The organism is Heyndrickxia sp. FW510-T9 (assembly GCF_058781025.1).
Genome location: NZ_JBYSWK010000014.1, coordinates 45,623 through 59,341, shown reverse-complemented (window position 1 = coordinate 59,341; position 13,719 = coordinate 45,623). Strand labels below are relative to the sequence as shown.

The 13,719-nt window shown below is 36.6% G+C and carries 11 protein-coding genes; all 11 read left to right on the top strand.

Annotated elements, in window-relative coordinates; genetic code table 11:
- The first annotated feature begins 106 nt into the window (after window positions 1-106).
- Window positions 107-1,366, top strand: coding sequence for a PcsB-like coiled-coil domain-containing protein (locus tag AC3WJF_RS09655; protein WP_492451565.1), 1,260 nt, complete (start codon window positions 107-109; stop codon window positions 1,364-1,366).
- Between the two features lie 832 nt (window positions 1,367-2,198).
- Complete coding sequence (locus tag AC3WJF_RS09650) at window positions 2,199-2,759, top strand: YkoP family protein (RefSeq protein WP_492451564.1); 561 nt, start codon at window positions 2,199-2,201, stop codon at window positions 2,757-2,759.
- 120 nt (window positions 2,760-2,879) lie between these two features.
- Complete coding sequence (locus AC3WJF_RS09645) at window positions 2,880-4,061, top strand: galactokinase (protein WP_492451562.1); 1,182 nt, start codon at window positions 2,880-2,882, stop codon at window positions 4,059-4,061.
- Complete coding sequence (gene galE, locus AC3WJF_RS09640) at window positions 4,058-5,047, top strand: UDP-glucose 4-epimerase GalE (RefSeq protein WP_492451560.1); 990 nt, start codon at window positions 4,058-4,060, stop codon at window positions 5,045-5,047. The genes AC3WJF_RS09645 and galE overlap by 4 nt, the downstream gene beginning before the upstream one ends.
- 1 nt (window position 5,048) lies before the next feature.
- Complete coding sequence (gene galT, locus AC3WJF_RS09635) at window positions 5,049-6,536, top strand: UDP-glucose--hexose-1-phosphate uridylyltransferase (RefSeq protein WP_492451558.1); 1,488 nt, start codon at window positions 5,049-5,051, stop codon at window positions 6,534-6,536.
- 13 nt (window positions 6,537-6,549) lie between these two features.
- Window positions 6,550-7,599, top strand: a complete 1,050-nt coding sequence (locus AC3WJF_RS09630; RefSeq protein ID WP_492451556.1) for an aldose epimerase family protein — start codon at window positions 6,550-6,552, stop codon at window positions 7,597-7,599.
- Complete coding sequence (locus AC3WJF_RS09625) at window positions 7,599-8,594, top strand: LacI family DNA-binding transcriptional regulator (RefSeq protein WP_492451554.1); 996 nt, start codon at window positions 7,599-7,601, stop codon at window positions 8,592-8,594. The genes AC3WJF_RS09630 and AC3WJF_RS09625 overlap by 1 nt, the downstream gene beginning before the upstream one ends.
- Window positions 8,595-9,287: 693 nt before the next feature.
- A complete protein-coding gene (locus AC3WJF_RS09620) occupies window positions 9,288-10,598 on the top strand; it encodes an ABC transporter substrate-binding protein (protein ID WP_492451552.1) in 1,311 nt (436 codons plus the stop codon).
- Between the two features lie 61 nt (window positions 10,599-10,659).
- The gene (locus AC3WJF_RS09615; protein WP_492451550.1) at window positions 10,660-11,964 is read left to right on the top strand and encodes a carbohydrate ABC transporter permease; all 1,305 of its coding nucleotides are present in this window, start codon (window positions 10,660-10,662) and stop codon (window positions 11,962-11,964) included.
- Window positions 11,965-11,976: 12 nt separating this feature from the next.
- Window positions 11,977-12,804 carry a carbohydrate ABC transporter permease gene (locus AC3WJF_RS09610; protein ID WP_492451652.1) on the top strand — a complete coding sequence of 276 codons (828 nt, stop codon included), beginning with the start codon at window positions 11,977-11,979 and terminating at the stop codon, window positions 12,802-12,804.
- A 304-nt stretch (window positions 12,805-13,108) separates the two neighbouring features.
- Window positions 13,109-13,702: a lysozyme family protein gene (locus AC3WJF_RS09605; protein ID WP_492451650.1), complete on the top strand. Its 594-nt coding sequence runs from the start codon at window positions 13,109-13,111 to the stop codon at window positions 13,700-13,702.
- Window positions 13,703-13,719 lie beyond the last annotated feature (17 nt).

Below are 13,719 nucleotides of genomic sequence, written 5' to 3'. Positions count from 1 at the left end.
CTTGTTAATAAAATAAATAAAAAGAGTGAGAGAAACACTCATGACATAATAATAAAAACTATTAATCTAGGGATCTCTATCTACATAGTATGGGGGAGAACAAACAGTGAAAAGAAAACTCTTAACTTTCAGTTTAGCATCTGTTATTAGTGCGGGAAGCTTGATTGCTCCATTATCAGCTAACTTTGTATTTGCCGATTCGATTAAACAAAAACAAAGAACTGTTCAGTCCAATATTCAAAAGAAAAAGGCTGAAATTGCAAGTCTTGATGCACAAGCACAAGAGATGGAAAAGATAATGAATGAAATTACAGCTAAAGTGGACGATACAAATGCAAAAATTAAGAATACAACGCAGAAGCTGAATGATACGAAGCAAGAAATTGCAGCTTTGAAAGTAAAAATTAAGGAAACAAAACAAAGAATTGCTGAACGAAATAAAGTATTACAAGATCGTGCCCGTTCTATTCAACAAAACGACGGTACTGTCAGTTATTTAGATGTCCTTCTTGATTCGCAAAGCTTTGGAGATTTTATTGATCGAGCTGTAGCCGTTACTACCTTTGTAAATGCAGATCATAAAATATTAGCAGAACAAGAAGCGGATAAAAAAACACTAGAAAAATCAGAAGCAGATGTTAATAACAAGTTACAGCAGGTTCAACAAGACTTAGCAAAGCTGGAAGATTTGAAGTCACAATTAAAGTATCAAATCGATGATAAAAATAGTATTCTAGCGAAAATAAATGAACAGCAAAAAGAAGCTAAAGGTGAACTTGGAAACTTGAATGACCAAGCGGCTTCACTTGCTGCACAAGAAAAGGCTGCTTTAGCTGAGCAAGAAAAAGAAAGACAGGCATTCCTTGCTAGGGCAAATAGTTCAAACTCAAGCAGTAACGATAGTCAATCATCTAATTCTGGAGCTTCTACCGCTCCATCTGATGGCCCTGTCTATCATGGTTCTGGAGCAATTGAAGCTGCGATTAGTGCCGGTTCATCTATTGTAGGACGATCTCCGTATAATTGGGGTGGTGGACGTAATAGCACTGATATTCAAAATAGATCATTTGACTGTTCCTCATTTGTCCGCTGGGCATATGCGATGGCTGGAGTAAATTTAGGAAGCATTACGGGGACATCCACTAATACACTTGTATATCAAGGAAGAGGTGTTAGTGCATCAGAGATGAAACGTGGAGACCTTCTTTTCTTCGATACGTATAAGAAAAATGGACATGTTGGAATTTATTTAGGGAATGGACAATTCCTTGATGACAATAGTTCACGTGGTGTGTCTATCGATTCATTAAGTAATGTTTATTGGAAATCTACTTTTAATGGTGTTGTAAGACGAGTAGTAGAATAATAGATGAAGAAAACCTCCTAAAAATGTTTTGGGAGGTTTTTTTGTCGTTTAGGAAATAATAAAATTTAACCGTACGGATAACTTTTTTGAAGAATTGTCTACGTCTAGCTTCATAACCTATCGTCTAGCGGATTTCTCCGTCTCCTCCCTACAATAAGTCAACATCAGGTGAAATTGAGATTACAAATTTCAATAACTCGTGAACTACCTCACTGTGTCTCTTTTATCTCAGTCGAAGACTACGAAGGTGAAATTTAATTGCCAATTTCACTCATCCATACCCCGATGACTAAGGCACTTGCGCATGTGTTCTTATATAAAATTTTCAGGTATTAACAAACTAATTAATTAGCCTTTAGGAAAATCGTAAAGGGTATCACCAATCGGCATAATGCTACTTATTCCTTTCAAGTTCTTACGGTTTATTTGTTAGTTGACAGCATTTATCAATATTCCCCGGGAAACATGTAAAATGGTGAAAATATTGTCGGGAAAATGGCATACTAATGTTACAATTCTTTTTTATTAGATAAGAAAGTATAAGATTTTTCTTGAAAATTATTTAGCAAGTTTAGAATGTGTCTAGCTCCAGGTGAAATTTGCACTTCAATTTCAATAGCGTCTATTGTCTAGCGGATTTCTCCGTCTTTTCCCTACGATAAGCTGGCATCAACTCGTCCCTCGCCATGTTTCCTATATCTCAGTCGAAGACTACTCATGTGAAATTGGAAGTACAAATTCCACTCGGTGAAATCACACTTCAAATTTCAATCAACCGTACGCTAGAGCTGCGACGCTTCCGTTTTTCTATTCGAAAGGAGATTCGATTCATTTGTTATTTCGGTTATCTATTATTTCTTTATGGAATTTTCTTGATACGCTTTTTCTTTACTTAAGGCGTCTTGAATATACCTTTACGATTCAGGATGAGAAGACTGTATTCAGAGTAAGGATTACAAAATATAAAGGGAAGGATATTCACTTATCTGACGGAACTATCATTACCAGAAATGATTATTTGTTAAAAATTCATTTACATAATGTACGGATATTAAAAGAAGTGATAGGTGTAAAACATCCATTACAGAGATCATTGGTTATATATAGGATGGTTGAACAATCAATGCCTTCATTAGCTTCCTATATTGATAAGCATCCTATGTCCAGGCGTATTAAAGGGATTATCGGAATTACGATGATTAGTAAAGGTGTTGCATATCTAGGCTTTGAGAAGGCATATCCAAATAGTAGATTATATAAACTTTTTAAGTTAATCACCCAGTTTCCAATCTATTTTTTATCAACGACCTCCCTCTCGGTGCAGAACATAAAAAGGCAAAGTCCAACCTATTTATTTATGTCCAAAGATAAGTTATTTGAAAAATATATGTAACTATAATGCAGTTGTGATTTTGTAAACTGTAGTAAAAATTTTAGTAAAAACATTGAATTTTTTTACTAGTTTGGATACGATTAAAGAAAATCATTGATCGTTTTTGGAGGGATGGTTAGAGTGAATGAAAAGTCCTTGTCGTCAATTTTTACCGAGCAATTTCAAAATGTTCCTGAGAAACAGTTCTTTGCTCCCGGAAGAATTAACTTAATCGGAGAACATACCGATTATAATGGTGGTCATGTGTTTCCATGTGCGATTACATTTGGTACATATTGTTTAGTAAAAAAACGCAATGATACAAAAATACGTATGTACTCGGTCAATTTTTCTGAAAAAGGGATTGTTGAATTTGGTTTAGACAAACTTGAATATCTGAAGGAACATGATTGGGGGAATTATCCGAAGGGAATGCTGCGCTTCATAAAAGAAAGAGGTTACAGCATACCGAATGGACTTGATGTATTGTTTTACGGAAACCTTCCAAATGGTGCAGGTTTGTCTTCGTCGGCTTCCATTGAAATTCTTACAGGGGTGATGCTTGATGAAGTGTTTCAATTACAAATCCCTCGTCTGGAATTAGTAAAGCTAGGACAGAAGGTAGAAAATGAATTTATCGGTGTGAACAGCGGAATAATGGATCAGTTTGCGGTTGGTATGGGGAAAAAAAACTTTGGTATTTTACTAGATTGCCAGACTTTACAATATGAAGATGCACCGATTCGATTAACACAGCATCAAATCATTATTATGAATACGAATAAACGGAGGGAACTTGCTGATTCTAAATATAATGAAAGAAGAAGGGAATGTGAAGATGCACTTAGTCATCTCCAAAAAGATCTTACTATTTCGGCACTTGGTGAATTGTCAGAGGAGCAGTTTGAAGAATTCAAGCATCTAATTATTAATGAAACAACAAGAAAGCGCGCAAAGCATGCTGTATATGAGAACGGGAGAACGCTAAAAGCACTGCAAGCATTACAAAATGATAATCTAAAGGAATTTGGCCGATTAATGAATGAGTCACATACATCGTTAAGAGATGATTATGAAGTAACTGGTGAAGAGCTTGATACACTGGTAGAAGCAGCTTGGACACAATCTGGAGTAGTAGGCGCACGAATGACCGGGGCAGGCTTTGGCGGCTGCGCTATTGCCATTGTTGAAAAGGAAAAAGTAGAGAAGTTTATTTCAGAAGTTGGCTCAATTTACAAAAAGAAAATTGGGTATGAAGCTGACTTTTATGTGGCAAGTATTGGTGATGGAGCAAAAGAATTGAAGAATGAGGTGGATATATGAGTATTTTAGTACTAGGTGGAGCGGGTTATATTGGATCACATGCCGTATACCAATTAATAGATCAACACCATGAGGTTGTAGTTGTCGATAATTTACAAACAGGACATAAAAAAGCTATTCATCCGCAGGCAAAATTTTACGAAGGTGATATACGCAATCGCGTTTTTCTCAGAAGTGTTTTTGCAAAGGAAAATATTGAAGCGGTAATCCATTTTGCTGCTAATTCACTTGTAGGAGAGTCCATGGAGGATCCGTTAAAGTACTTTGACAATAATGTATATGGCACACAGGTATTATTAGAAATCATGAAGGAATTCAATGTGAAATATATTGTTTTTTCATCAACAGCGGCAACATATGGTGAGCCGGAAGTGGTTCCTATCCACGAAGAGATGCCAACTAACCCAACTAATACATATGGCGAGACTAAGCTAACAATGGAAAAAATGATGAAATGGTGTGAGAAGGCTTTTGATTTAAAATATGTTTCTCTCCGTTATTTTAATGTGGCAGGTGCACGAGATTCTGGGGAAATCGGAGAGGATCATTCACCGGAAACCCATCTCATTCCTGTTGTCCTGGAAACAGCTCTTGGAAAACGGAAAGCGATCACTGTGTTTGGAGATGATTACGACACAGAAGACGGTACATGCATCCGCGATTATATTCATGTCGAGGATTTAATTGGTGCACATTTACTAGCCCTCCGCTATTTGCAAAATGGCGGAAATAGTGATGTCTTTAATTTAGGAAGCAGTCAAGGCTTCTCCGTTAAAGAAATTATCGAAACAGCAAGAAGGGTGACAGGCACCGATATTCCTACTTTAATAGGGGAGCGACGTGCGGGAGATCCGAGCACATTAATTGCCTCATCCGAAAAAGCAAAAGAAATACTTGGCTGGAATCCGCAAAGAACAAAGATTGATACAATTATTAAGGATGCTTGGAATTGGCACTCTCACCACCCAAATGGTTACGGTGATTAATATGGATAAAGTTTATAGTGCTATTCACCAGCTTGTGGCAAAAGCATGCTCTGCAAAACTAATGGAAGAAGAAGACATTATATATTCACGAAATCAGGTTCTTTCTCTTTTAAATTTAGATGTATTTATGGAAACGAATGAGGATTTGAGTGAAGTGGATATACCAGATTTATTAGATATTTTAGTAGAGTATGCATGTAAAAACAATATTATTGGGAATTACTTTGATGAAAAAGAAATCCTCTCTAGTAAAATCATGAATTGTTTCGTTGCTAGACCCTCGGCTATTAATCAAAATTTCTACGAGTTATTTGAACAGAACCCGAAGCTTGCAACGGATTATTTTTATGAATTAAGTAGAAATAGCAACTATATCCAAACGAAGAGAATTCAAAAAAATATAGAGTATCAAGTGGCAACAGAATATGGAGACCTTGATATTACCATTAATCTTTCCAAACCGGAGAAGGATCCGAAACAAATTGAAAAGGAAAAAGCATTAGAAAGTGTTGGATATCCAACCTGTTTGCTCTGCGCCGAAAATGAAGGATATGCCGGAAGGATTGGCCATCCGGCACGTTCGAATCATCGTATGGTAAGGATGGAACTTAATGGCGAAAAATGGATGCTACAATATTCACCATATCTATATTACCGTGAGCATTGCATTCTTTTATCGGAGCGGCACCGAAATATGGTCATTAATCACCAAACCTTTTCTAACCTTTTGGCATTCGTGGAAAAGTTTCCACATTATTTTATCGGTTCGAATGCAGATTTGCCGATTGTTGGCGGATCGATCTTGTCTCATGATCATTATCAAGGCGGGTATTATGAATTCCCGATGGCGAAAGCAGTAAGTGAAAAGGCATTTCAAATAGGTCAATTTTCAAATGTGGAATGTTCCACAATAAAATGGCCGATGAGTGTGATTCGATTAAGAAGTAATGAGATACAAAGCTTAGTAGATGCTTCGGATTATATATTACAGAAGTGGAAAGTATATAGCGATGCTACAGCAGACTTATATGCGTATATGAAGCAAATACCTCATAATACGATTACACCGATTTCGAGAAAACGAAAAGATATTTATGAAATGGATCTTGTTCTCCGAAATAATCGTACAAACAAAGAGCATCCATTAGGAATTTTTCACCCTCATGCGGATGTTCACCATATTAAAAGGGAAAACATTGGTTTAATTGAGGTTATGGGTCTTGCCGTATTACCGGCAAGATTAAAGGATGAACTGAAAGAAGTGGGGCATTTTCTTATTGGAGAGAAGCATTCGATTGCCGAGTATCATGTTGAATGGGCAGAAAAGCTGAAAGCGAAATACTATGATCTAATTAACAAACAAAATGTGGAACAGATTTTACGAGCAGAAGTTGGACTGAAATTTAAAAAAGCATTAGAAGATGCTAGTGTATTCAAACAGGATACGGACGGGAAAGAAGCATTTTATAGATTCATAGAAACGTTATAAGGGAGGGATTTGTTTGGAAATATCTAAAACAGACTTTGGAAAATTGGATGACCAAGTAGTCGAAGCATATACACTGACAAATGACGTTGGAATGAGTGTGACATGTCTGAACTATGGATGTATTATTACAAAAATCTTAGTGCCTGACCGAAATGGTAATGCCGAAAATGTTGTACTCGGTTTTGAAACGCTTTCGGATTATTTGCACTACTCCCCTTATTTTGGAGCTGTTGTTGGACGTGTAGCTGGCAGGATTAAAGGGGCATCGTTTGAGTTGGACGGTGAAGTTTTTCACTTGAATGAAAATGAAAATGTTAATCATATCCATGGTGGTTTCAAAGGTTTGAGTCATGTTATTTGGGAAACGGAAGACTTTCAGGATGAAGCGGGGATTGGTATTGTTTTTACTCATCACAATCCTGATAGAGCAGAAGGCTATCCAGGCCAATTAAATTTGAAAATCACCTATCTTCTAACAAATGAAAATGAGCTTAAGATATCGTATGAAGCTCAAACCGATCAAAAGACCATTGTCAATTTAACGAATCATTCTTATTTTAATTTAAGCGGAAATTTGAAGACGGATATTTTAAATCATCTTTTGACCATGAATAGCCATGGGATATTGGAATTAGATGAGCAGCTTTTACCAACGGGCAAGATGCTTGATGTAACAAAAACTGCATTTGATTTTCGCGACGGTAGATTATTAAAAGAGGGAACGATTTCTACGCATCCACAAAATGTACTAGCTGGGAATGGTTATGATCACCCTTTTATATTGAATGGAGAAGGCGAAAAGGTTATTACTTTGGTTGATTCAGAAAGCGGGCGTTCGTTGATGGTGGAAACAGATCAACCATCCGTCGTAATCTATACCTCGAATCAGCTTGAAGGGGATTATCAAATATCAGGTGTACAGGCACGAAAATATTTAGGTATTTGTCTGGAAACACAAGGATATCCAGATGCCATTCATCATTCGCACTTCCCTTCTATTGTTCTAGATAAAGATGAAATATACCAGTCTACTACAGCATATCGGTTTTCAGGAGGGGTATAATGGCAACGATTAAGGATATAGCGGAAAGGGTGGGAGTCTCGATAGCGACGGTGTCGAGAGTCTTAAATTATGATAGTAGCCTTTCTGTTAGTGATGAAACAAGAAAGAAAATATTCGAAGCGGCGGAGGCACTTTCTTATAAAAAGGTTCATCCTCGTAAATCCAGTCCAGCTAAAATTGCCATTCTGCATTGGTATACAGAAAAAGAAGAATTAGATGATTTATATTATATGTCTATTCGCTTAGGAATCGAAAACCGCTGCCAGCAGCTAGACATCCAGGTTATTAAATGTTATCAAAGCAATCTTGAGGACCTTAAAAAAGAGGGAATTCAAGGAATTATTGCAATCGGCAAATACAGCAGTGGGGAAGTAGAAGAAATTGCACGGATTGCAAAACATATTTGTTTTGTAGATTTTTCTCCAGATGAGGAACGTTTTGATTCAGTAGTTGTTGATTTTAAGAAAGTGACGGAAAAGGTGCTACACTACTTTGTTGAAAATGGACATAAAGAAATTGGTTATATTGGAGGACGTGAAGCCTTCCGTGATCAAACGGCTGAAATCGAGGATGTAAGAGGAATAACTTTTACTGAATATATGAAATCTGCAGGCTTATTGAAAGAAGAATTCGTCTATAATGGAGCATTCTCTGTTAAAGATGGACAGAAATGGATGGGAAATGCGATACAGGAGCATGGAGATCAGTTACCAACTGCCTTTTTTGCAGGCAATGATTCGATTGCGATTGGCTGCTTGCAGGCTCTTCGAGAAGCAAACATTCCGGTTCCAAACCGGGTTTGCCTTTTTGGCGTAAACGATATCAGTGTTTCAAAATATGTCTTTCCGCCGTTAAGCACTGTAAAGGTTTTCACAGAATTAATGGGGGAAACCGCCATAGATACCTTGATGGAACGGATTGAAGGCAGAAAAGTAGCAAAAAAAATATACATCTCTACCAAACTCATCCACCGGGTGTCAGGCACCAGATTATAATGGTTAAATCAAAGTGCCTGACACCCTATTTTTTTGTTTTGCCAGTTTTGTAGCCCAGGTAAAAGATAGGGATATAACTTAGAAGAACATAACCGATTCGAGGGTCTTTTTTTATGAAACTCATAATGGACCCGGTTACTTTAAGGAGTTGATTCAGTAATTGGCCTTGGGTATGTAATCGATAAAGATAGACTATCAATATAGCAACAAAAACTATGAAGATGATCCATATCATCCGAAAAAAGGTTATAGATTGTTTCTTCGACTTCATCTTAGTCACACCGATTCCTCCTAACTAGCGAATAGGTATCATTTCTATTTTCTTTATTTATTTTCCTCTATATTCTATAAATCATATTCCATTAAAAGCTCTTTTCTTAAACTTTGCTACTTTTTTATACGAATATCTAATAAACACCCTAATGACCTTTTAAGAAAAGATATACCGACAGTATGTCTGCATTAGAATTTATAGCAATTTACGAAAACAACCACTTGAATTATTCCACCTATCATTCATAACTTTTGCTTGTCATTAATACAATGACATTGAACCCAAATAGAAAAGCTATTTCAGACTTTAAACGTAAATTTCAAAAATTGATTTCAAGTTATATAGAAATTGATGGAAAGGTTGTAATGTCTGCCTTTTTTAAAAGGCAGCTAAACATAAAATAAAAGGGGGAAACTGACGTGAAGAAAAGAAGAAAATGGAAGATAGTTGGGACACTTTTTTTGTCTTTGACTTTAATGCTGGCTGCTTGTTCTAGTAAAACGGATAGTACTAAGGAAAAAGACAAAGGCACAAAGGACAATAAAGATAAAAAAGTAACGATTGTGTATGCAAGAGGTAAGGATGTAACGAAGGGAACAGAAAAAATTGTGGCAGCATTTGAAGCATCTCATCCAAATATTAAAGTTACATTTAAAGAAATGCCTTCTGATAGTGGGCAGCAGCATGATACGTATGTCACTCAATTAAATGGAAAATCCTCCGAAATCGATGTATTTGATATGGATGTTATCTGGCCACCAGAATTTGCACAAGCAGATTATGTTCTACCTCTTGATCGTTTCATCCAGCAGGATGGGGTCGATTTAAGTCAATATAACCAAGGTGCTTTAGCTGCATCACAATATAATGGAAAACAATGGGCACTGCCGAAATTCATTGATGCAGGTCTTCTCTATTATAGAACCGATTTAGTAAGTAAAGACGAAGTCCCGAAAACATGGGATGACCTATTAAAAATGGCAAAGGAAAAGCAAGGAAAAGGCGGTACTAAATTTGGATATGTTCTTCAAGCAAAGCAGTATGAGGGGTTAGTGTGTAATGCGATTGAATTCGTTGCATCTTATGGTGGTCAATTTATAAATGAAAAGAATGAAGTTGTTGTAAATAGCCCAGAAACAATAAAAGGTTTAAAGATGCTAGTAGAAGTAGCAAAGTCGAGTGTTGTTCCTGGCAACGTAAATACCTTTACAGAAATTGAATCCGATCAGGCATTCATTGAGGGTCAAACGGTATTTTTACGAAACTGGCCATATGAATATGCGAGTGCAAATGACAAAGAAAAATCGAAAATTGTCGGAAAGGTAGGTATTGCTCCGCTACCGGCAGGTGATAAAGGTTCTGCAGCGGCATTAGGCGGCTGGCAAGCGGGTATCAATAAATACTCTAAGCATCCAAAAGAAGCTTGGGAATTCCTTAAATTTATGGCGGGAGCGGAAGGTCAAAAAATCGACGCAATATATGGTGGTCATGCTCCAACGATTACAAGTCTTTACAGTGATGCAGATGTAGTAAAAGCAAATCCAACTTTCGGTGATAAAGGATTTCAAGAAGGATTAAATGCAGCGGTTCCACGTCCAGTTGCTGCAAACTATCAAGAAATCTCCGATATTATTCAAATTGAAGTATCAAAAGCCATTGCAAAACAAGAAACCGTAGAAGAAGCGGTTAAAAATATGGAATCGCAAATGAAAGAAAAGCTTAAGCAGTAGGGGGGAAGCCTGTAAATTAGCCTTTCTTTGGAAAGGCTAATTTTTCTAAAAAGGAGTTGAGATGGTGACGGAAAAACCAAAAAAATCCGCTGAAAAAATAAAGGCTTATGCCTTAGTTGCACCGGCACTAATCCTAATTGCTGCGATTGCAATATGGCCGGTCATTCAGTCTTTTTATTTTAGTTTGTTCGATTTGAAGTTAAATAGTCCAACGAATTCAGAGACACATTTGAGCTATTCCTTCAATCTGAAAAAATACTTAGATAATTATCCTTTTATAGTTAGCGGTATAAATGCTGAGATACAAAAAGGACATGCTGTCGATGAATTAAATCAGGTAAAGACAACCATTCAATCCTTGGATGAAAATATCAAGAAAGATCCGGATATAAAAGAAAAGTATAACATTGTAAATGATAAGCTTATGAATTACGAGCAAGTTGATTCCAGTCTCGAGTTTGTAAAAATGGACAAAAAGCTGGCTGAAAAAATCCAAGCATCTACCAACCGTATTTACAGTGAATTAAAATCGGTTACAGCCACTACAAAGCTTGATCAAGGGGAAAAGCTGCAAGGCTTATCTCTTGCGCTTAACCAGGTAGTTATAAAGCCAAATTTCATCGGATTATCTCATTATAAAGAGGACTTTTCAGACAAAAGATTATGGAAAGCACTTAGCAATACCTTTACTTTTACTGTTATTTCCGTAGCTATTGAACTTATACTAGGTATGGCCCTTGCACTTTTAATTAATAAAGCTTTTATAGGAAGAGGGCTCATTCGCGCCTCCATTTTAATCCCTTGGGCGATTCCGACAGCAGTTTCGGCATTAATGTGGAAGTTTTTATACGATGGCCAAAATGGGGTAGTGGCAAAGATATTCGAAAGTGTTGGTTTGGTTGATCATATGAGCAACCTTCTAACCACACAAGTGGGAGCGTTTGTTTCGATAATTTTTGCAGATGTATGGAAAACCACTCCGTATATGGCTCTATTGTTGCTAGCGGGATTACAAGTCATTCCAAGCTCATTATATGAAGCAGCATCTATTGATGGAGCTTCGAAATGGAAGCAATTTACGAACATCACGCTTCCACTCTTAAAATCTAGTATGCTAGTTGCTTTGTTATTCCGTACACTAGATGCTTTTCGGGTTTTTGACTTAATTTATGTATTAACAGGTGGAGGCCCAGCAAACTCAACCGAAACGATTTCAATATTGGCCTATAAAGTGATGTTCTCGCAAACTAACTTTGGTGATGGCTCCGCATTAGCGGTTATTGTATTTATTTGTGTGGCTTTTATTTCGATGATATATATTAAATTCCTTGGCAAAGATTTATTACAGGATTCATCGGGGAAATAGGGGGAGATCATGATGAAGAGAAAAGCAGGATGGCTATTTTATATCTTATTATTCATTTTCGTTTTTATTGTCATGTTTCCTTTCCTATGGATGCTCGTCAGTTCAATTAAGCCTGCAACAGAATTGTTTGGAGATAAAGCCTTTACACCTTTTTCAACACATCCAACTCTTAAAAATTATATGTCTGTTTTCTTTGACTATCCATTTGGCCGTTATTTATGGAATAGCTTTGTGGTCTCCACTATTACTACTATTTATACCGTTTTTGTTGCATCCTTTGCCTCCTATTCGATTGCCCGCTTGCAATTTACAGGGAAAACGGTGATTTTGGGCATTGTTTTATCCGTTTCGATGTTCCCGCAAATTGCGACGATCTCACCTATATATATCTTTTTAAAAAATGTGGGTTTAACCAACTCTTATCTTGGTTTAATTATTCCGTATACCACCTTTACTTTACCGCTATCCATTTGGATTCTCGTAACCTTTTTCCGGAAAATCCCGCATGACTTAGAAGAAGCGGCGAAGATTGATGGGGCGGGATTAATGCAAACCTATTGGAAAATTATCTTCCCATTAGCTGCCCCGGGGATATTTACAACTGCGATTCTTGTCTTTATTGCTGCATGGAATGAATTTCTTTTTTCCTTAACGATCAATACGGATACTAATTACAAGACAGTTCCAGTAGGCTTTGCTTTGTTCCAGGGGCAGTATACAATCCCATGGGGGGAAATTGCTGCTGCATCTATCGTAGTTACTGTTCCGCTTGTTGTTCTAGTTCTCATCTTTCAGCGCCGGATTGTGTCTGGTTTAACACAGGGATCTGTAAAAGAGTGATCAATCAATTTTACATTTATATAGGTATAAATACTCAATTCGTGTTAAAAAGAATTAATCCTGCAATCGTGTAGAATAGTTGGAATATCATGTAGCTTAATATTAGGACTTTAGTACTGTTTCTTTTTTTCTTCGGTTTACACAATTGTAAAAATTGCTAACCGTTTCTTAAAAGAAATATGTTACGATAAAAGCATCACTCATCACTTTTTAAAAAGTAAACAAGTGGTGGTAAAACGGAGGAAACGACGTGATAAAGAAATTGAAGTCCGTAGTTGCTGTTTTCCTCTTATTGCTTATAGTAATGATGATTCTTGCAGCAAAGGGAAACACACTTAAAGATTTATTAACACAATATATGCCATTAATATTTCAAAAACAAACTGAAAAAGTTTTATCATATAAACCTGATATTGAGAAAGAATTAAAAAAATATAGTTTACAAAAATATACTCCATTATTGCTTGCTATCATGTATCAAGAAAGCCGTGGAGAAGGTCAAGATCTCATGCAAGCTTCTGAATCCGCCGGGTTAAAGCGAAATGAGATTCAAGATAGACAGGTTAGTATTAAGCAAGGGGTTTATCATTTTTATCAAATGTACCTTTTGGGTGCGAAATATAAGGTTGATTTGGATACGATTATCCAGAGCTATAATATGGGGCCAGGATATATCCAATACGTAGCAGCTAATGGTAGTATTCATAGTGAGGAGCTTGCAAAAGCATATTCCAAAATTCAAGTAAAAAATCATCCGGATGTATACACTTGTGGAGGTTTTAAAGGGAACTTCCGCTATCCATATTGTTTCGGTGATTATACTTACGCCGAAAAAGTTCAGGCAAAATTTGAGATAATAAGTAAGAACATAGATTCAAAAGAAATCTCTATGAAGTGAAGTAACAAAAAAACCAA